This window comes from Lacibacter sp. (assembly GCF_057361365.1).
This window is the reverse complement of sequence record NZ_JBMQSG010000022.1, coordinates 85,381-106,099: the sequence shown is the minus strand read 5'-3', so window position 1 is coordinate 106,099 and position 20,719 is coordinate 85,381. Positions and strand designations below refer to the sequence as shown.

Annotated in this window: 18 protein-coding genes; 6 read left to right on the top strand and 12 right to left on the bottom strand. The window is 40.8% G+C overall.

What is annotated here, in order from left to right:
* Positions 1-47: 47 nt before the first annotated feature.
* The 6 genes from paaD to ACO1QW_RS18665 form a co-directional block, all read right to left on the bottom strand.
* Positions 48-566: a 1,2-phenylacetyl-CoA epoxidase subunit PaaD gene (gene paaD / locus ACO1QW_RS18690; protein ID WP_486260899.1), complete on the bottom strand. Its 519-nt coding sequence runs from the start codon at positions 564-566 to the stop codon at positions 48-50.
* A gap of 42 nt (positions 567-608) precedes the next feature.
* Positions 609-1,391, bottom strand: a complete 783-nt coding sequence (gene paaC / locus ACO1QW_RS18685) for a 1,2-phenylacetyl-CoA epoxidase subunit PaaC (protein WP_486260898.1) — start codon at positions 1,389-1,391, stop codon at positions 609-611.
* A 48-nt stretch (positions 1,392-1,439) separates the two neighbouring features.
* Positions 1,440-1,805, bottom strand: a complete 366-nt coding sequence (gene paaB / locus ACO1QW_RS18680) for a 1,2-phenylacetyl-CoA epoxidase subunit PaaB (protein WP_486260897.1) — start codon at positions 1,803-1,805, stop codon at positions 1,440-1,442.
* A 23-nt stretch (positions 1,806-1,828) separates the two neighbouring features.
* Entirely contained in the window at positions 1,829-2,785 is a 957-nt protein-coding gene (gene paaA / locus ACO1QW_RS18675) for a 1,2-phenylacetyl-CoA epoxidase subunit PaaA (protein WP_486260896.1), read from the bottom strand.
* A gap of 102 nt (positions 2,786-2,887) precedes the next feature.
* Positions 2,888-3,973: a 1,2-phenylacetyl-CoA epoxidase subunit PaaE gene (paaE, locus tag ACO1QW_RS18670; RefSeq protein ID WP_486260895.1), complete on the bottom strand. Its 1,086-nt coding sequence runs from the start codon at positions 3,971-3,973 to the stop codon at positions 2,888-2,890.
* Between the two features lie 161 nt (positions 3,974-4,134).
* Positions 4,135-4,725 (bottom strand): TetR/AcrR family transcriptional regulator, encoded by a 591-nt coding sequence (locus ACO1QW_RS18665; protein ID WP_486260894.1) that lies wholly within the window; start codon positions 4,723-4,725, stop codon positions 4,135-4,137.
* 189 nt (positions 4,726-4,914) lie between these two features.
* Between ACO1QW_RS18665 and ACO1QW_RS18660 the strand changes: the two genes are divergently transcribed.
* The 3 genes from ACO1QW_RS18660 (at position 4,915) to ACO1QW_RS18650 (ending at position 7,036) form a co-directional block, all read left to right on the top strand.
* Positions 4,915-5,391, top strand: a complete 477-nt coding sequence (locus ACO1QW_RS18660; RefSeq protein ID WP_486260893.1) for a hypothetical protein — start codon at positions 4,915-4,917, stop codon at positions 5,389-5,391.
* A 131-nt stretch (positions 5,392-5,522) separates the two neighbouring features.
* The gene (locus ACO1QW_RS18655) at positions 5,523-6,446 is read left to right on the top strand and encodes a PfkB family carbohydrate kinase (protein WP_486260892.1); all 924 of its coding nucleotides are present in this window, start codon (positions 5,523-5,525) and stop codon (positions 6,444-6,446) included.
* 74 nt (positions 6,447-6,520) lie between these two features.
* A complete protein-coding gene (locus tag ACO1QW_RS18650) occupies positions 6,521-7,036 on the top strand; it encodes a hypothetical protein (protein ID WP_486260891.1) in 516 nt (171 codons plus the stop codon).
* 42 nt (positions 7,037-7,078) lie between these two features.
* Here the strand turns inward: ACO1QW_RS18650 and ACO1QW_RS18645 are convergent, their stop codons facing one another.
* Together ACO1QW_RS18645 and ACO1QW_RS18640 are read right to left on the bottom strand one after the other, a co-directional pair.
* A complete protein-coding gene (locus tag ACO1QW_RS18645; RefSeq protein WP_486260890.1) occupies positions 7,079-8,122 on the bottom strand; it encodes a hypothetical protein in 1,044 nt (347 codons plus the stop codon).
* A 73-nt stretch (positions 8,123-8,195) separates the two neighbouring features.
* On the bottom strand, positions 8,196-9,914 hold the full coding sequence (locus ACO1QW_RS18640; protein WP_486260889.1) for a lamin tail domain-containing protein: 1,719 nt from the start codon (positions 9,912-9,914) through the stop codon (positions 8,196-8,198).
* 316 nt (positions 9,915-10,230) lie between these two features.
* Between ACO1QW_RS18640 and ACO1QW_RS18635 the strand changes: the two genes are divergently transcribed.
* Positions 10,231-11,220 carry an aspartate-semialdehyde dehydrogenase gene (locus ACO1QW_RS18635; RefSeq protein WP_486260888.1) on the top strand — a complete coding sequence of 330 codons (990 nt, stop codon included), beginning with the start codon at positions 10,231-10,233 and terminating at the stop codon, positions 11,218-11,220.
* Positions 11,221-11,308: 88 nt separating this feature from the next.
* Here the strand turns inward: ACO1QW_RS18635 and ACO1QW_RS18630 are convergent, their stop codons facing one another.
* The 3 genes from ACO1QW_RS18630 to ligA form a co-directional block, all read right to left on the bottom strand.
* The gene (locus ACO1QW_RS18630) at positions 11,309-11,983 is read right to left on the bottom strand and encodes a DUF2461 domain-containing protein (protein WP_486260887.1); all 675 of its coding nucleotides are present in this window, start codon (positions 11,981-11,983) and stop codon (positions 11,309-11,311) included.
* 115 nt (positions 11,984-12,098) lie between these two features.
* A complete protein-coding gene (locus ACO1QW_RS18625) occupies positions 12,099-12,668 on the bottom strand; it encodes an NUMOD4 domain-containing protein (protein WP_486260886.1) in 570 nt (189 codons plus the stop codon).
* A gap of 64 nt (positions 12,669-12,732) precedes the next feature.
* On the bottom strand, positions 12,733-14,835 hold the full coding sequence (ligA, locus tag ACO1QW_RS18620; protein ID WP_486260885.1) for an NAD-dependent DNA ligase LigA: 2,103 nt from the start codon (positions 14,833-14,835) through the stop codon (positions 12,733-12,735).
* 94 nt (positions 14,836-14,929) lie between these two features.
* On the opposite strand from ligA, the gene ACO1QW_RS18615 reads away from it, so the two are divergent.
* On the top strand, positions 14,930-16,573 hold the full coding sequence (locus tag ACO1QW_RS18615) for an amidohydrolase (protein WP_486260884.1): 1,644 nt from the start codon (positions 14,930-14,932) through the stop codon (positions 16,571-16,573).
* Here ACO1QW_RS18615 and ACO1QW_RS18610 read toward each other — a convergent pair.
* Complete coding sequence (locus tag ACO1QW_RS18610) at positions 16,570-17,415, bottom strand: AraC family transcriptional regulator (RefSeq protein ID WP_486260883.1); 846 nt, start codon at positions 17,413-17,415, stop codon at positions 16,570-16,572. The two genes, ACO1QW_RS18615 and ACO1QW_RS18610, sit on opposite strands and share 4 nt — an antisense overlap.
* A gap of 262 nt (positions 17,416-17,677) precedes the next feature.
* Between ACO1QW_RS18610 and ACO1QW_RS18605 the strand changes: the two genes are divergently transcribed.
* Positions 17,678-20,566 carry an alpha-amylase family glycosyl hydrolase gene (locus tag ACO1QW_RS18605; protein WP_486260882.1) on the top strand — a complete coding sequence of 963 codons (2,889 nt, stop codon included), beginning with the start codon at positions 17,678-17,680 and terminating at the stop codon, positions 20,564-20,566.
* The last annotated feature ends 153 nt before the right edge of the window (positions 20,567-20,719 follow it).

Here is a 20,719-nt window from a genome sequence, read left to right as displayed (position 1 = left end):
GTTGCCGAAATTCAAATCCGACATCATCAATCACATATCCGAAATCTTTAGTGGCATTTAAAATAATCGAACGGCTCTTTGCAATCATCGCATTGATATAATGCTTTACAAGCCGTTGAACCAAATTCGCTGATGCGGTGGGTATGGTACGAATTGCAGTGCGGGCATTGCACCGCTTCGTTTGGCGCAAATAACTGATCGCTGCAAACCTGTTGCTTGGGATTAGGTGGAGCGATGCCGTATTGTTTCAGCTTTTCTTTTCCTGCTTCTGTCATCCAATCAGTCGTCCACGCAGGAGATAGTACCGAAATTACTTTCACTTGTTTATAGCCTTGCTCGGCTAATGCTAAACGGATGTTCATCGCAATCATATCCATTGCAGGACAACCGGTGTAAGTAGGTGTGATGATGATTTCAACCTCATCATCGTTTACTTTCACATCACGAACAATTCCCAAATCAAGCACCGTTAACACAGGAACTTCCGGGTCAACTACTGTTGCAAGTATCGACCAGATTTTTTGTTCTGCCGTTGATGCGTTGATATGTTGTTCGATATTATTCATGCTGTTGAATTATCCCTCCCCTTGATGGGAGGTTAGGTGGGGTCACCACTTCGCTCCCGGATACGTTCGTTGCAGGTATTGCAATTCGGTTAAGATATAACCCAGCTGTTCAGTATGCACGCCTTGTTTGCCGCCTTTTTGTACAAATACATTTTGCGGCACGGGTAATTTTGCTTCGTCAAAAACAGCAGTAACTTTTTCTGTCCATATTTGTTTGGTGGCTGCCAAATCAATGCCCATCGCTGTTTCATAATCTGCCGCTTCAAACAGTTCGCCGGTGTAGCGCCACAGTTCATCAATAGCATGTAACATTCGTTGATGACTTTCATCTGTACCATCGCCCAGGCGGATCACCCATTCGCTGCTCCAACGAACATGATAGGTTGTTTCTTTAATGGCTTTTGTTGCAATGGCAGCTATTTGTTCATCACTGCTTTGCTGCAATTGCTGAAATAACAACAATTGATATTGACTGAAAAGATATTGCCGTAAAATGGTTTGTCCCCAATCGCCGTTCTCCAGTTCAACCAATAGCAAATTTTTAAACTCACGTTCAGTTCTTAAATACGCCAATGAATCTTCTGTCGAGCCATCGTTCTTTATTGCGGCTGCGTATTGATAAAAGTTTCTGGCCTGGCCTAAAAGGTCCAGCGAAATATTCGTGATCGCAATGTCCTGTTCCAGTATTGGTCCATGTCCACACCATTCGCTATTTCGTTGCGAAAGAATAAGTGTAGTATCCGCTAAGTGTAAAGTATAAGCCTCCCTAAATCCCTCCAAAGGAGGGACTTTTGAAGACTCCGCATTATTTGATTGTATTGACATTATTTCGGGTGTATTAGGCCTTCCCTTTGGGGAGGTTTGGAGGGGCTTTTACATATGTTTCACCTCATCAGGTAAATCGTAAAAAGTAGGATGACGGTACACCTTATCATTCGCCGGATCATATAAACTTTCCGCTTCATCAGGATTGCTTGCATGAATGTATTTGCTTTCGACAACCCAAATGCTTACACCTTCCATGCGGCGTGTATACACATCACGTGCATTTTCAATGGCCATTTGTGCATCGGCAGCTTTTAAACTGCCGACATGTTTATGGTCAAGGCCTTGCTTGCTTCTGATAAACACTTCCCACAAAGGCCACGCAGCAGTATCAGCTTTTGATTCATAATTACTACCACCTGCATTCGTATCAGGAATATCACCGTAGTAAAAACATCTTATTTGAAAATTCATCATTCAGAGTTTTTTGAAATTTATCAAGCTGCTGCTAAAGCCCCTTTAGGGGTTTGGGTTTTTCTTTTCTTTGCATGTGCTGCTGCTGCTTCACGAACCCACCTTCCATCATCGTGCGCTTTTCTTCTTGCATCAAGGCGTTGTTTGTTACACGGTCCGTTGCCTTTTACCACATTCCAGAATTCTTCCCAATTGATCTCACCAAAATCATAATGACCACGTTCTTCGTTCCATTTTAAATCAGGATCAGGTAATGTCATCCCTAATAATTTCACTTGCTCCACACACATATCCACGAACTGTTGGCGCAGCTCATCATTTGTTTTTCGTTTGATCTTCCATTTAATACTTTGATCGCTGTTGGTGCTTTCGCTATCCTTTGGGCCAAACATCATGAGGCTGGGCCACCACCAGCGATTGATCGCATCCTGGCACATGGCTTTTTGTTCATCTGTTCCTTTCGATAAAACCAGCAACGATTCAAAACCCTGCCGCTGATGGAAACTTTCTTCTTTGCAAATACGCACCATGGCTCTTGCATATGGTCCGTAGCTCGTACGGCACAACATCACCTGGTTGAGAATGGCAGCACCATCAACCAACCAGCCAATGGCACCCATATCGGCCCATGTTAAGGTGGGATAATTAAAAATGGAAGAGTATTTGGCTTTGCCGCTGTGCAGATCGTTGATCATTTCTTCACGACTCATGCCCAATGTTTCGGCAGCACAATAGAGATACAAACCATGACCCGCTTCGTCCTGCACTTTTGCCATCAATATTGCTTTGCGTTTCAGTGATGGAGCACGGGAGATCCAATTGCCTTCGGGCAACATCCCCACAATTTCGCTGTGTGCATGCTGACTGATCTGACGAATATTGGTTTTACGATAAGCTTCAGGCATCCAATCCTTCGGCTCTATCTTCACTTCGTCATCGATCTTTTGTTGAAACGTATTTTCTAAATCATGTACTGACATAACAATCCCATTGGGTCACAAATTTAACGAGAACTAACGTCTGTTTGTGAACTTTGTTTAAAGTTTGTCTGTACTGATAAATCTCATGCAAAATGTGAGCGCTTACTTCACATCAAAATCGACTGTTACCTTTTGAGTAGCGGGATGGCTTTGACAGGTGAGGATATATCCCTGTTCAATTTCTTCTTCTTCCAATCCCCAATGAACATCCATCTTTACTTCGCCTTCCAACAGTTTGGCTTTGCAGGTGCAGCACACACCGCCTTTGCAGGCATAAGGAACATCAGCACCTTGTTGCATGGCTGCATCAAGTATAGTTGTATCGCTGTTGATTGGAATCGAGAACTCAAAACTTCTTCCATCAAGGCGCACTTTAATATTGCTTTGAACCCCGCCTTCAGTTACTAACGACTCACGCCTTACGACTGACGGCTTATTCTGTCCCGGTGTAGTGAACAATTCGAAATGAATTTTCTTTTCACCTATGCCCTTGCTTTCTAAAAAATCTTTTACCGAAAAGATCATGTCTTCAGGCCCGCAAATAAAAAACTCATCCACCGTTTTAATATCAAGCAACTTATTGAAGAGGTCATTGCATTTCTCTTTCGTAATTCTTCCGAAGTTCAGATCTGCATCTGTTCTTTCTCTGCTTAAAATATGAATGAGGTTAAATCGGTTGATGTATTTATTCTTCAGCCCTTCCAACTCTTCAAAAAAGATAATAGAAGAACGGGTTTTGTTTCCATACACCAAGGTGAAAGAACTTTCCGGCTCAGCTGCCAATGTTGTTTTGATGATAGAAAGAAGAGGCGTGATACCGCTGCCCGCTGCAAAACCAACATACTGTTTGCTGTTGGCTGCATCAAGTGTTGTGTAGAAACGACCAATAGGAGGCATCACTTCCAACACATCGTTTTGTTTCAACACATCATTTGCAAAAATGGAAAATGCTCCCCCCTCTACTTTTTTGATGGCTACTTTCAGCTGTTGTTCCAACGGGCTGCTGCAAATGGAATAAGTTCGTCTTACTTCTTCTCCATTCAGCATTGCACGCATGGTAAGGCTTTGCCCTTGTGTAAATTGAAAATTTTCTTTCAAATGCTCAGGTACATCAAACAGAACGGAAACACAATCATTGGTTTCTTTCTTTACTTCTTTAACCTTCAACGCATGAAAATGAATAGACATACAGCAATCAAATTAGTCAGCAATCGCTCCCGTTTTAGATTGGAGCAAAAAATATCCGATTGCGTCTTTACGATCGATTTGAAAGACGCAACACAAATAGAAGGTATTTCATTGGAAAAGCAAGCAGCTTGATGTGTAGTAAAAAACGGAGAGCAGCAATCTTATTTTCTTAACCCATCAATCATGATCAGCACCATATTGTCTTCCAGCTCATTGCCACTGATCTTTGCAGTGGAACGATGCCAGCTTTCAATACCGCTAACGGAATGGAGCAGAATAACTACTGCTGTTGGCGCATCAATTTTTTTGATCTCGCCTTTTTTCATGCCGTCTTCAATGATCAAAGCAAGTCGTTTTCTGTAATTACGACGTTGTGTGTGGAAGTTAGAACGGTAAGGCTCATCAAGGTGTTTCCACTCTCTGTCGCTCACCATTACTTCTTCGTAGTTCTCGATCATTTGCTGAATGTGAAAACGAAGCAGGGTTTCGATCTTTTTGATCGGCGTTAAACTACCGGTTTCAATTTCATCCAGATGCAGGTTAAATCGATTGGCTACATTAAAACATACCGACTCCAATATCTCATTTTTGGAACGGATGTGATTGTACAAGCTTGCGGCTTCAATACCAAGGTTTTCGGCCAGGTCTCGCATACTGGCTGCGCCAAAACCTTTTTCCCTGAAGAGGGCTGCGCCGGCTTTTACAATGAGGTCTTTGCGGTTGCCATTCTTTGGCACTTTCAGTTTTCCCATGCCCAAATGTACTTTGTTTTAAGTAAAATACCGTCTTGTGGGTATTGAAATGAACACAGTTGATTGATACATTTGAAGCATAAAAGTTTACAACATGTGATATCTGCAAAATGCTGCAAAAAAAAAGATTATCCCGCATTGCATTTGCTTGTATTGCACTTGAACCCAAAAACAATTAAACGAAACAAAATGAAACAAAGACTCCTTTTCCTGGCCCTGATTTGTGGAGCATTCCTTACCCTTGCTCCTGCAACTTCTAAAGCTCAAAGTAGCGATTACTATTACTACGAGAGTATCTCAAACCCAAGTAAAACCATCAATTTTCTTATTGGCGTTTACGTAACAAAGAATGAATTTATTACTCGTGATGATGGAACCGGTTACACAAAAATGCGCATGGCTGTTATTAACCAGGAAGGTGCCGAACCTTTCAAATGGAGCGATTACAAAATTTACGTGAAGCTTAAGAATAACGATATGTTTTACAACTATACTACACAGGCAAAAGATGGCGATCTGTCTTGTAACTGGACGGTGCAGGCTGGCCAGAACCATGTGCAGTATATCTGTTTCGACAAAGCATTCGACATAAACCAGATTGATATGATATGGCTGGGCATGAGCGATAACAAGTTTTTTGACCTGGTTAGAAGTGATAAAAAATAAACGGGTTTCGTTTCTGTGAAGCACTGCTGGCAACGGCGGTGCTTTTTTTATGTCTTTTTCGTAAGTAAGCTGTCAGCCATTACCTTTGTCCGCATCCGTAAAATGCGGTAAACAAAAAACAAACTTTCCTTATGTCTTTAGTAGTTGTGGGCTCTATGGCCTTTGATGCAATTGAAACTCCTTTCGGTAAAAGCGATAAGATCATTGGCGGCGCAGCCACTTATATTGCCTGGAGTGCTTCCAACTTTACGCAACCCATTAAACAACTGAGCGTGGTAGGTGGCGATTTTCCAAAAGAAGAATTGCAAATGCTCGAAGCCCGTGGTGTGGTAACAGAAGGCGTTGAGATAAAAGAAAACGAAAAATCATTTTTCTGGAGCGGCCGCTACCATTTAGATATGAATACACGTGACACATTGGACACACAATTAAATGTACTGGCTAACTTTAACCCGGTTGTGCCCGACAGTTACCAGGATTGTGAATTCCTGATGCTGGGTAACCTTGTGCCCGCCGTGCAGAATGCGGTGATCGATCAAATGAAGAATAAACCCAAGCTGGTAGTGCTCGATACCATGAATTTCTGGATGGAAATTGCCATGCCTGACCTGGAGAATGTATTGAAGAAAGTAGATGTACTGATGGTGAATGATAGCGAAGCCCGCCAACTGAGTGGACAATTTTCATTAGTGAAAGCAGCTAAAGTGATCATGAATATGGGGCCGAAATACCTGATCATTAAGAAAGGGGAACACGGTGCCTTACTTTTCCATGAAGACAAAGTGTTTTTCGCTCCTGCGTTACCATTAGAAGATGTGTTCGATCCAACAGGTGCAGGCGATACATTTGCAGGCGGTTTTATTGGTCATATTGCCCGCACAAAAGACATCAGTTTCGAAAACATGAAAACAGCCATTATTGTAGGAAGTGCAATGGCAAGTTTTTGCGTTGAGAAATTCGGTACTACACGTTTAAAAGAAATTTCAAAAGGAGATATTGAAGCACGCATTCAGCAGTTTGTACAATTGGTGAATTTTGATATTGAGTTGGTGTGAGAAGTTGTTAAATAAAACTTTGAAAGCAGCAGCGATGCTGCTTTTTTTGTTTATAGTAATATTTTGTGCTTGAAATGTATAAAATCATTGTCATAGAATTTGCTTTACTCACTTTATTTATTATCTCCTGTAATGATATTGATCGTGTACCAACCGAGACACACAATGTCGAATATAAAAGCAATTACATTTCTTCTGTAATTGCTTTGGATGGCAGCGATTTGGTATTTAAACAATATTCCAAAGGCTGTGTTAATGAAGAAACCCAAAGAATAGAAATTTCTAAGAAGTTGGATAAAAATATTGCCATTTCCTATTTTAGAAATGACGTGAAAGTTTTAGATGGAAAAGTTTTCGACTCTTCTTTTCAGGTTTTTATAAAGTCTTTTATTTATGAATGCGACGAACTTTTAAAAGATACCTTATCCGGCGAGAATGGCTTTGGAACAATAGAAACGATTGAGATAAGTGATGGTTTGGATATTATCGAAGTTGGAGCAAGGGGGTTAAAGCAAAGGAACCCATTTGACGATTTAGTCAACACTATATGTTCGAAGGTTGAAAACAGGATGCTTCTGGATAGATGGTAGCAAAAGCTGTACTCGTTCTGCTTGAATGAAAGAAATCCAACCTCATCCAATCTTAAACTCTTTTGTATGTGTTCTGATCAACACCCGTTTTAAACTCCGGTCAATTATTTCGCCCATGCTTTTGCAGCGTGCAAACACCGGATCATCATAATGCAGCGCAAGCTCATGACCTAACTGTTGAATTTTTTCAGGTGTAGAAATCTCATCCTTTACTAACACATCACGCAGGTCTCTTAAACGGTAACGTTCTTCACGAATACGGCGTGCGAGCACAGCCCTTTCTTCCTGCTGGTATTGTTGCACTACTTCACGATTCAAATGTTTCTGCACTAATTCAACAAAAGGATAGTTTTCTTTAAAAAACTGCGGCAGGTAAATGTTCTTACTGCCTTCGTAAAACTGCTGATCGAAATCAATGGCACGAATAAAGAATTTATAGTCATCAAAATCGGGGGTAATGATGATCACAAAATTATAAGCACGCATGTCGCCAAGTAAACGCAGGAAACAACGTTCATTAAACTTGACAAACTCTTTGGCAATTCTTTTCAGATTGTATTCAGGCCGGCGTGGAATAAGTTTTAAAAATTGGTCGCCCGGAATACCTGCAATATGTTCTTCAACTAATGTATTTCCATCGCACAAATAATGCACAGGATTAGGCGACAGCAACTGCTCCAGTTCTAATCCATAAATACGTGAAGCGTCAGCCGTTTTAATGTAAAAATAATCGTACACATCATTATACTTATTTACGATCTTGATACGATAAGGATGGGAGTTTCCAAATGTGCAATAATCAATACGTTCAATGTAAAGGTGATTTAATGCTTTTAGATCGCCGGCTGCTTTTAGTTTGGCATAGATCACTTTTATATGTTCATGCACTCTTGCTACTTCAGATTGCGGATAAATAACTGTTTCCCAAAGCGTGTCCTTCCCAAACTTATCAAGTAAAGGGATGGCTTCTGCATAATACTTCAAATCATCATACGATACCGGTAGCGTTAACTCCTGGTGATATAACCGCAAGTAATGATGCAATGGTTCACTAAGAGGATAAAATATTTTTTTACGGCTGATCATGACAATTCACTTCAAGCTTCAAGTTAATCAAACTTTGCATGTTGATGCTTGTGCCCATGTCTGATTTAAATCATCAGAGTCTTCTTGCCAGTACTACCTGGTTCTTAAATCGCTTTACTTTTCCCTGCAGGTTAAACACTTCAGTAAAGATCACGTAAGGGCCAAGCGGTAATTGTTGAAGTTTTTCATTCAGCCCATCCCAGCGAAAATTTCCCTGCTGACTGCATATGGCGTTTCGCTGCAATGCTTTTACCTGTCGGCCGCCAGCATCATACACCGTAATATTCATCACATAACCTGTTTCAGGAAAGCGATAAGTGATGGTGAGAAAATCATCATTGCCGTCATTATCGGGAGAAAACACTTCAGGTGTTGTTGTTATATTGCCTTGCACCTGGAGATCTAACCGGAATTGTGAGTTTTGATAAGTAGGCGTACCATAGCCCACATCTTTAGCAGCGCTATGCCAATTATCTTTGTTTTGTGTGGCTGCATTTGGATCAATACGCTCAAGTGCCACGCCTTCACTATTATTGATCAAAGCAAAATGCCATTTATCATCATAGGCCAACTCATCAATCACTAAACCTCCGTTATCTGTGAGCACAACATTTCCTTTGTCATCGGGGTAAGAAGGCATGGAAGAAATGTTGAGGAAAGCAGAAAGATTCTTTACAGTGAATTTTCGTTTTACAATTGCTTCGTCTTCACTTAACACAAGATATTCACCAGGAAACATAGCTCGGTCACTTATAGTTAATGCACGCATACTGGCAATAGCACCAGCGCTACTTCTGTTGGCGATGAGTAAAGTTTTTAAGTTGATGATCTTATTGCTGCGGTTGTAAATTTCTACATAATCAGTGCCATCGCTTGTTGGGTTGAACAGGAATTCGTTGATGATGATATCATTTGCAACAGCAGCTGCACCAAGTCCAAGCTTTGTGTTATTAAAAGCACTAATGTTGTTTCCACTACAGTCTTTCACATTTGTTGCAGTTGCTGTATAAATGGTGCCGGGCTGCAATGGATTATTCAAACTGAGTTGCACTGTATTAAAAAGTGGTGCAGTACAAGTTGCTGTAGCTATACCAATTCCATTATTTAACTGGTAGTTGGCAGCAGTAGCGGCTGATAAACTATCCAACGATTCATCAAAAGTTAACAGAACAGAGCTGTTATCAATTGCAAAAGCTCTTACTAAAGCAGGAGCAGTTTGATCATTATTAATTCCATCAACTGAGTTTTTAATGCCCGGTGTACCTCCTCTCGTGTCAACACTTGCACGCCAGTTGCTGGCGCCGCTGCACGGATTTTTAATATCGACCATTTCTAATGACCAGCCGCCATCACTTTTTACTGAATTGTTGAACCAACTCAGATTGTATTCAACTGCATGAACAACAGAACCAGCAGCATTTCGAAGAAAAATCGTTTCACCACTATTATCTAATGAAGGAAAACTTGTAACACCGAAAGTTCGGCCATACTGTTGTATGGTCGCTGCTGCAGTTGTACCACAAATAATGGCACTGCTATCGGGTTGTAATAAAAAGTTAGGTAATGCGCCACTTACGCCACTTGCATCACCCACCCGCCAGTTTTGTAAGTTGATAGCTGATGTAGTTGTGTTGCGTATCTCGATCCATTCAACATTTGGTAATCCAATTTGCGGAGCAGGGTCGCTCATGATTTCACTGATGACAATACTGTATCTGTTTTGAGTAAAGGCAATGTTTGTGTGCAGCATCAACAAACAAACAATTGTTATAAGGAGTTTAGGTTGCAGCATGTACTTAAAAATAACATTAATCAAACGATTGCGTAAATACCTCTACGAAAATTCTAAAAACAATTTGGTGAAACGCTCATTCAGCTTTACTTTTGAGCCTCATGATGACAATGAAACATACAAAACGCACAAAGAAACAGTTCCGCAAGGGAAGGTAACATTGTACGTTGTGTTGTAAACATAATAACAGGCCTTCCCGAAACGGAAGGCCTTATTTTTTAACCCCCATCTGATGCCCTCGTCTGATGGATTTATTAATCAAACAAAAAAATTCTGTCAGACGAGGGCGTCGGACAGAAACAAAACAAAAAACAAAATGAAAGTTGCAGTAGTTGGCGCTACAGGTCTTGTAGGAACCAAAATGTTACAGGTATTAGCAGAGAGAAATTTCCCGGTTACTGAATTAGTTCCCGTTGCAAGTGAGCGTTCCGTTGGTAAAGAAGTTGAGTTCAAGGGAAAGAAATACAAAGTGGTAAGCATGACCGATGCAATAGCTGCCAAACCTGCTGTAGCTTTATTCAGTGCCGGTGGTGGTACTTCAACTGAGTGGGCACCAAAGTTTGCAGAAGCCGGTATTACAGTGATAGATAACTCCAGTGCATGGCGCATGGACCCAACAAAAAAACTAGTGGTGCCTGAAGTAAATGCTGATGTGTTAACAGTAGACGATAAAGTAATAGCAAATCCTAACTGTTCTACAATTCAGATGGTGGTGGCCTTGCAACCACTGCACAAAAAATACCAGATTAAGCGTGTGGTTGTTTCCACTTACCAAAGTGTAACAGGTACTGGTGTAAAAGCAGTTGACCAGTTGTTGAATGAACGTAAAGGTGTTGTTGGTGAAATGGCCTATAAATATCCAATTGATCTGAACGTGATTCCACAGATCGATGTGTTTCTTGACAATGGTTACACCAAAGAAGAAATGAAAATGGTGAAAGAAACCTGCAAGATCATGGGCGATGACTCTATTCGAGTAACTGCAACAACAGTACGTATCCCGGTAATGGGTGGCCATAGTGAAAGTGTGAATGTTGAGTTTGCAAATGATTTTGATCTGAACGAAGTAAAATCATTGCTCAGCTCAGCACCAGGTATTGTGGTTGTGGATGATCCTGCAACACAACAATATCCAATGCCAATGGATGCACATGAAAAAGATGAAGTGTTTGTTGGTCGTTTACGTAGAGATGAAACACAACCAAATACATTGAACATGTGGATCGTTAGTGACAACCTTCGCAAAGGTGCTGCAACTAATGCCGTGCAAATTGCCGAATACCTCCAGGGTAAAGGTTTGTTGTAAGAATGAATGGAAATAGTAAAGCTTAACAATAATAAAAGAGCGCTTCCGAGTGAAGCGCTCTTTTTATTTTATTGAAAACTTCGGTTTATTATTCACCCGCATGTAAGCCTTCGTTCAGAAACAACAATAAAGGTTGCAGCGTTTCAAAATTGGTACATACTTTTTTTACAAGATCTTTTGATGTAAGATCCGTATCAGTAAAAGGTTGCAACGCCACCCAGCTTTTCAGCTTCAGGTATTCAATAGCCGGGTTATCTGCTTCGTATCCTTTGGGGGGACGAGTTAATTTAAAATCGCCTTCTGTTGACAAATCGCCAAAAATGGATTTGAATTTTTTATTGCTGATGATCTTATGAAATTCTTTCCAGTTGTAATCAATTTCCTGCCGCACATTTTTTAGCAACTCCGGTGGAGGTACGTACAATCCACCGCCGCCAAATGCAGCGCCCGGTTCGCAATGAATATAATAACCGGCAGTGATGCCTTTCTTGCCATCCTTATTCATGTAAGCGCCCATATTTGTTTTGTATGGACTTTTGTCTTTACTGAAACGTACATCCCGGTTTATGCGGAAGATGCAGTCTTTTGCAGCAAGATGAGCAATGGAAGGATCTTTCTTGCCATGCTTTTCAATAACAGTATCGATGAACGCCACAAAGTCGGTTTTAGCCGCTTCGTAAGCTTTTCGATTCGCATCAAACCAAGGTTTGTTGTTATTCTTTTTTATATCTTTTAAAAACTTGAGTGTAGAGGCTTGTAACATAAATAAACAATCTTATGCTGATGCAAATTTGCAACACCAAGTAATAGTATGCTAGACAAATTTTGAGGAGATGTATGAAAGCGATAAATCGGAAGCTTAGAGCAAAAGGTGCATCTTAAACTGCTCCCCAGTTTTCACCACTTCTTATCCTGTACAATGTCATTTCGCTGACGCTGTATTTTTTTGCCAGTTGTTTGTACGTAACATTGCGGTTTGGATCCTGGATGATCTTTTTGATCGTCTTCACTTGTAATGGAGATAGTTTTAATCCCTTTTGTGTGCTGCTACGTTCTTTCTGCAATTTTTTATAAGCAATCTTCTGCGGACTCTTTTGCTGGTGAGCCGACATCTGCTCTAAGGTTGCCCATTTTAAATTAGCAGCCCTGTTATCTTTTTTGTTGTGATTCAGATGAATCACAAATTTGCTTTTTGCTGATTGCTTTGCACAAAAAAGTTTTGCTACTTCCCTATGCAGATAAATAGTTCCTTTATTATCTGCACGATGCAGGTTTAATGTGCGATAACCGGTAGTGATGGAACCGTTGAGTAATTTTCCATCTTCTGAAACATCAGAAGTAAAACTGGCACAACGGCCAAGATTTGAAACTGCATACTTGCGACGTAATTGTTTCCAACCGGCAAATTGCAATTGTTTCCATTTTTCTCCGGGGAGTTTCTTGATCATACAAAAAGATTGGAGATATTAAATATACAACAGCAAACCCTGTACCTGCAAGTGAAATCCTATATTATTTTTTTAACAGTGCCAGGAATTCTTCTTCGGTTATAATTTTTACTGTGCTGATTTTTTTTGCTTTTTCCAGTTTACTGCCTGCATCTTCGCCAACAACAAGATAATTAAGTTTTGCACTTACGCCACTCAGTATGCTTCCTCCATGTTCTTCTGCCATTTGCTCAGCATCACTTCTCTTCAAGGTAGGTAAGGTTCCGGTAAATAAAAACGTAACCCCCGTTAAATTGCCTTCATGCTTACTTTCTTTCTGTTCATTCTTCAACTGCAAACCCAATGCTTCAAGTTCTTTCAGTAATTCAAGATTCTGTTCATTGCTAAAAAAATCATGAATACTTCCTGCAACTCTCGGACCAATATCTTCCAACTGCTGTAATTCTTCCAAACTTTTTCCTGCAATATCCAACAAGTATTTTGTGGAGTTGGCTAATGTTTTTGCAGTTGCTTCACCAACAAAGCGAATACCCAAAGCATAGATCAATCGAAACAAAGGTTGCTTCTTCGAATTTTCAATAGCTGCCTGTAGATTGTCGACACTCTTTGTACCATAACCTTCCAGTGCCTGGATCTTATCAAAAGGTAAACGATATAAAGACGGAATGTCTTTTAAAAAACCGAGTTCATAAAACTTGCGCACGTTTGCATCGCCCATGCCACGTATATCCATGGCATCTTTACTATTGAAATGAATAATGCGTTCAACCACCTGCGCTTCGCATTGATAATTATTGCAACGCCATACAGCTTCTTCTGCGGGTTTTACTAATACACTGTTGCAAACGGGGCATTGAGTGGGGAAAATGATACTCTCTTCTTTACCTGTACGTAATTCCCCCATTGATTTAACGATGTAAGGAATTACATCACCTGCACGTTCAACCAATACTGTATCGCCGATCATAAGATCTTTTTCAGCAATAAAATCCTGGTTATGTAAAGAGATACTCGTTACCGTTACACCACCGATAGCAACCGGATCGATCTTGGCAACAGGAGTAACTGCTCCTGTACGACCAACCTGGTACTCAACCGCACGTAACTTGCTTGTGCCTTGTCTTGCTTTGAATTTATACGCAATGGCCCAACGTGGATGGTGACTGGTCATGCCCATTTGGTCCTGCAACTGCAGATCATTTACTTTAATAACCATACCATCAATTTCATATGGAAGTTCATCACGCTTTTGTTCAAACTCATTGCAGTAATCAATTACTTGTTGTATGCCTTTGCAAATCTTCTTTTCTTTTTCAGGGCTGCGAAAGCCGAGTTCCCACATCATTTTCAATGCACCGCTATGCGTGTGCAACACTTCATAGGTCGATTGTTTCCGGTCGGCCATTGCCACATAACCTACATGATATAAAAATGCTTCAAGATTTCTGCGTGCCACTTCTTTCGCATCCTTTATACGTAAGCTGCCGCTTGCAGCATTGCGTGGATTTGCGAGAGGCGGTAAGTTTTCTTCAGCCAGTTGATCGTTGTACGCTTTGAAATTTTTCTTGCTCATCAATACCTCACCACGTATTTCAATTTGTTTGATGGCAAATTTTGAAAACCCGGCATATAAAGGAATGGAATGTATCTGCCGCACATTGGTTGTGATCTCTTCACCCTCTGTACCATCGCCACGGGTTGCTGCACGAACCAGTTTATTATCTTCATAAATAAGTGAAATGCTGGCGCCATCAAATTTTGGTTCAACACAGTATTCAATTTTATCAAGCTTGCTTGCTTCTTTTGCTTTGCGGTCCCAATCAATCAGATCATCCGCATTGTACGAGTTTTCGAGACTCAGCATGGGAACGAGGTGCTGCACTTTCTTAAAATCATTACCCAAACCTTTGGCAACACGTTGCGTGGGTGAATCGCTGCTGATGAGTGAAGGATCGGCCGCTTCTATTTTTTCCAAAGCTTTGTATAACTGATCATATTCAAAATCGCTGATGAACGGATCGTTTTGAATATAATAACGGTATTCATGAAAACGCAGTACGTCTCTCAATTCTTCAATTCGTTCTTTATCGATTGATGAACTTTTCATTTGATGCAACAAGGCAGTGGTGCTTTGCTGAAGCTGGTTGATATTATCGGCTGAATACATAGTAATAAAAATCAGGTAGTAAAAATACAAGGATGAAGCACAAAACAAATTAAATTCATGTTCATTTTAATTTATGCCATTACAACCATTTACTATGATCCGATTGTTTTTTCTTTTAGCCATAACAATTTTGTTTTCGCAGTGCAATTCAAAATCAACTGTTGATCAATTGCTCATTAACGGAACAGTGTACACTGTTGATTCTGCTTTTTCAAAAACTGAAGCTGTGGCTGTAAAAGATGGCAGGATTGTTTCCACAGGAACAACAGCTCAATTGCAAAAGGAATTCGCTGCAAAAGAAGTGATCGATCTTCAAGGCAAATTTTTATATCCTGGTTTTATTGATGCACATGCTCATTTTTACCGCTACGGGTTGGGTTTGCAAACAGCAAATCTTACAGGCTCAACCAGCTGGGAGAATATTCTTCAGTTACTGAATGATTTTAAAAAAGGATTAGCACCCGCAAAAGGGCAATGGCTCATCGGCCGTGGTTGGGATCAGAATGATTGGCAAGTAAAAGAGTTCCCTGTAAATGAAAAGCTGAATGAAATGTTTCCTGATAATCCCGTGATTCTGACAAGAGTTGATGGGCATGCCGCCATTGTAAATGATCTTGCTTTAGCGGAGGCAGGCATCACAGCTCAAACCAAATTAACAGGAGGCGAAGTTGTGCTGTTACATGGTAAACCCACCGGTTTGCTAATTGATAATGCCATTGACTTAGCATCGGCAAAAATTCCACCTGCAACAGATGAACAAATTAAATCGGCATTATTAACGGCCCAACAAAATTGTTTTGCAGCCGGCTTAACAACCATTGTTGATTGTGGAATTGATTATGACGATGTGTTGCAGATAGAAAAGGCAAATGCAAGCGGCGATTTAAAAATGCGTTTGTATGTAATGCTGAGCGATGCAAAGAAAAACTATGATGCTATTTTTAAACGGGGCAAAATAAAAACTGATCGATTGAACGTTCGCAGTTTTAAAGTGTATGGCGATGGTGCTCTCGGTTCAAGAGGTGCTTGTTTGCTGCAACCTTATACGGACAAACCCGGCCACACCGGTTTTTTATTAAGCAATCCGGAACATTTCGATTCCGTTGCAGCTGTATTGTATAAAAATCAATTCCAGATGTGCACGCATGCAATTGGCGATAGTGGCAACAGGACGATCCTGAACATTTATGGTAAGTATTTAAAAGAAACCAACGATCTGCGTTGGCGTATTGAACATGCACAGGTGGTAAATGAAAATGATTTCAATTTATTTGGCAAGTACAGTATTATACCGAGTGTGCAACCCACACATGCAACAAGTGACATGTATTGGGCAGAGCAACGCCTCGGAGCTAAGCGTGTGAAAAGCGCTTATGCATTTAATGATCTCTTGAAACAAAATGGATGGATTCCGCTGGGTACTGATTTTCCTGTTGAGGATATTGATCCGCTCAAAACTTTTTACGCAGCAGTATTCCGTAAAGATGCAAAAGGATGGCCAGCCCAGGGTTATCAAACAGAAAATGCATTAACAAGAGAAGCAACGTTGCGTGGCATGACCATTTGGGCGGCACGTTCAAATTTTGAAGAAGCCGAAAAAGGAAGTATTGAAAAAGGGAAGTTTGCTGATTTTGTTTTGCTTGATACTGATTTGATGACGGCCACGTTTGAACAGGTGCTTAAAACAACAGTGCTCAAAACTATTTGCGGAGGCGAAGTCGTCTTCAGTAAAAATTAATAAACGGCTTCGTTTCGGAATTCTCTTGGAGTACTGTGTTTCTTGCGGGCAAACACACGGTTGAAGTAGGTGAGTGATTCAAAACCTGCACTGCGTGCTATGGTTGAAATTTGCTTATCGGTTTCAATCAACTGGTAGCAAGCATACCCAACACGCAAATCATTCACATAATCAGAAAAAGTTTTGCCCGTTGCCCGTTTAAAGAATTTACAAAAAGCACTTGGCGAAATATTGATGATGGATGCGGCATCATTAATAGTAATGGGCTTCGCAAAATTCTGTTCAACATAAGTACAAACCTTATTAATACGAGGCTCGCTGTTTTTGGCCTGCGAAATATCATACTCGGCTGATGCAAGCTTTCTTCCCTTTTGTTGTGAGAGTTGATTTAGTAAACTGATTAACCCCGTTATCTTTTCAACGCCGGTTTTACCGGGCAGCGATAAAATCAAATCTTTAAAAGGCCGGCTGTTTTTAAAATGTAGTCCGTGCCGGCAACTTTGCAACAGGCGTTTAATATTTTCAAACTCCGGCAAGCCTGTAAAGCTGTTGAACAGGGAGCCCGAAAACTGGATCACCACAAAATCACAGGATTTATCTTTTACTTTTTTGTCCGATACCCATGTGTGTGGCAGGTCGGGGCCGATCAACACGAGGTCCCCGGGTTCGAATTCTTCGTAACTGTCACCCACAATACGTTTACCTGAAACATTGATCTTAAAGGTGAGTTCATATTCAGGATGATGATGCCAGTAGAATTCCAGGTAAGGAAGGCTCATGGGGTAAGCCACCAACACGGGCTTGTCATTTCCAGGAACAATTTTTTCGAGTTCGGCCTTCATAATCCTTAAATGAGGTGAGAAAGTAAAAATAAGATAAGTTGGCAATATAGTGCCAGAAATTGGAATTTTAGTTCAATTTGAGGCGGCTACCAAACTATAGTTTTGTATGCGTTTTGATTGCGGAAATGAAGAGGGGGTTGATTTTACGACCGGCTGTTATATAAAAGACTAGAATCTTTCTTACTGATTGCGATCACAACGATAATCCAACAAAATTTCATTGATCATTGTTTCATTTGGTTTGATGTAAAAGGATTGCGGTATGAGAAAATTTTTGCTTGCGTTTATTCTATTCTGCTTTGCAGCCGGTGCAGGCTATGCCCAATTATTATCTACCGATATCGCTTTCCCTACAGATGCAAGTACTATTGTAATTACCATGGATGCCAGCAAAGGCAACAAAGGCTTGCAAGGATTTACGGGTGCCGTTTATCTGCACACAGGCCTCATTACATCGGCCAGTACTTCTGCTACAGACTGGAAATATACCAAAGGAACATGGGGAACCTCAACGGCTCCTATCGCTACCAGGCCCGATCCGGTGAACAAACCCAATACCTGGCAATTTACCATCACCAATATCCGAAGCTACTACGGGGTGCCCGTTGGGGAAACAATCCGTTACATCACCATTCTTTTCCGTAACGAAGCAGGCAATCTTGTACAGCGTAATATTGATGGCAGTGATATGTATATTAAAGTATATGCTGCCAATGAATTTGCAGTGAAGTTTACTTCACCTGCTATGCAGCCAACTTATGTACCCACTGCCGAACCATTAACCTTGGGTACGCCTCCCTTCACTTTGCCGGTAACAGCCGTGTCATCTAAAAATGCAAACCTAACGTTGCGTTTTAACGGCGCCCAAATTGCAACAGCTGCGGCCGCACAAACAATCAATGGTACAGCCAACGTTACCACTACCTGCGAACAGCAGATTACAGTTGAGGCCGATGATGCCGTAAATATCAAAAGAGACACGTTCAACTTTTTTGTACCACAAACCAGCAATTCGACTGGCGTAAGACCAGCAGGCCGTAAAGATGGAATTACGTTTGAAGACAACAATACAAAAGCAGTTTTCATTTTATATGCGCCATTGAAAACTAAAGTTTCGATCATCGGTGATTTTAATAACTGGACACAAACATGTTCGGGCCAAATGAAAAAAGACGGTGATTATTTCTGGACAGAAGTAACAGGTCTTACTGCAGGAACGCAATACCGCTTTCAATATATTGTTGATGATGCTATACGCATTGCCGATCCGTATAGCGAACTGGTGCTTGATCCTAATAACGATCAGTTTATTCAATCATCTACTTATCCAAACATGCCAGCATACCCAACTGGGAAAACAACAGGCGGAATGGTGGGTGTAATTTCTCCGGGTGAAGCGGCATACAACTGGACTAGCAACAGCTATGTTCGTCCCGATAAAAAAGATTTGATGATCTATGAGTTGCTTGTTCGTGATTTTGTTGCAACGCATAATTGGCAAACATTAAAAGATACCTTGAACTACATTAAAAATCTTGGTTTTAATGCAGTGGAGTTAATGCCCATTAATGAGTTTGATGGAAATGAAAGCTGGGGTTACAACCCAATGTATTTCTTTGCGCCCGATAAATATTATGGTAGCAAAAATGCCTTGAAAGCATTTATCGACCAGGCGCATAGTTTGGGTATTGCTGTTATCCAGGATATTGCCTTCAACCATGCAACCGGTGCATCACCTTTAGCAGCCATGTGGTGGAATGCAGGGGCAAATCAAACTGCGGCAAACAATCCTTACTTCTACGAAACTGCACAGCATCCGTTTAATGTATTTCACGATTTCAATCATAATGTTGCTCCCACAAAATATCATGTATCCCGTTTCATACGGCATTGGTTAACCGAATACCGCATGGATGGTTTTCGTTGGGATTTGAGCAAAGGGTTTACGAATAACTATACCACTGATGTAAATGTCTGGAATCAATACAACCAGGATCGTATCAATACCTGGCAACGATATTATGATAGTATGCAGGTAGTGAGCCCGGGTTCGTATTGCATACTTGAACATTTAGGGAATGATGATGAAGAAGCGGAGCTTGCAAAACGAGGCATGCTGTTGTGGGGAATCATGAATTACAATTTCGCACGAAATACAAAAGGTCTTTCAAGCGAAATAGACCTTAACCGTGCATTCTGGAAAAACAGGAGCGTTTGGAGTGATGCATCTTTTAATGACAAACCGCATTTAATTACCTATGCTGAAAGTCATGATGAACAGCGCATCATGTATGAAAACATTACTGCGGGCAATACATCAAACAGCGCACACAACGTAAGAGACACAACAGTTGCTCTTTATAGAACTGAGGCAATGGCTGCAATATTGATGGGTTTACCGGGGCCGAAAATGATCTGGCAATTTGGTGAACTTGGTTATGATTACGATATCAACTTCGGAGGTCGTTTAGGAAATAAACCCATTCGTTGGGATTATTATCAACAGGCTCGTCGTAAGAAGTTGTATGATACCTATGCTGCCATGGCAAAGCTGCGCAATCTTTATAAAAATACATTCCGCACACCAAGTCTTGCGATAGGAACCAATCTTGGATCAAGCTTAGTAAAAACAATTGTGGTTGACCATACTGATCTTAAGTATGTAGTGGTAGCCAACTTTGATGTTGTGCAACAAACGCCGACGGTTACATTTCCTGCAAACGGAACATTTTACGATTATACCAATGGAGGAACAATTACAGTAACTGGCAATCAACAGGCGATAACATTGGCTCCGGGTCAGTATAAAGTGTATTTGAACCAAAATGTATCAGGTGGGGTTGTGACAAACGTCAGAGATATTGTCGCATCAAATAAAGATTTTAGAGTAAGCATTTATCCTAACCCTGTACAACAATCAGCCATTGTAAAATACGAGTTGCCGCAGAGTGGAAAGGTAAATGTGCAATTGATCAATTTACAGGGGCAGGTAATTGTGTCGAAAAGTATGGGTTTCCAGTTGAAAGGAATGCAGGTGTTTGAAATTGATCGCAACAGTTTTGGAGGCGTGCCTTTAACGGCAGGCCAATATGTGTTGCAGGTGCGGGTTGATAATGTTGTGCGTTATGAAAAGCTGATGGTGCAGCAGTAAGGCCATAGGGTTTGTCTTACTATGCTGCTTAATTTTTTTGGAAAAACATGCTGGATTTTTTGATGAGAGCTTACCCGGTTTTACCAGGTAAATCATTAAACTAAACTGCATTATGACAGATATAAATTGTAAATCTCAAAACCCCAACTATTG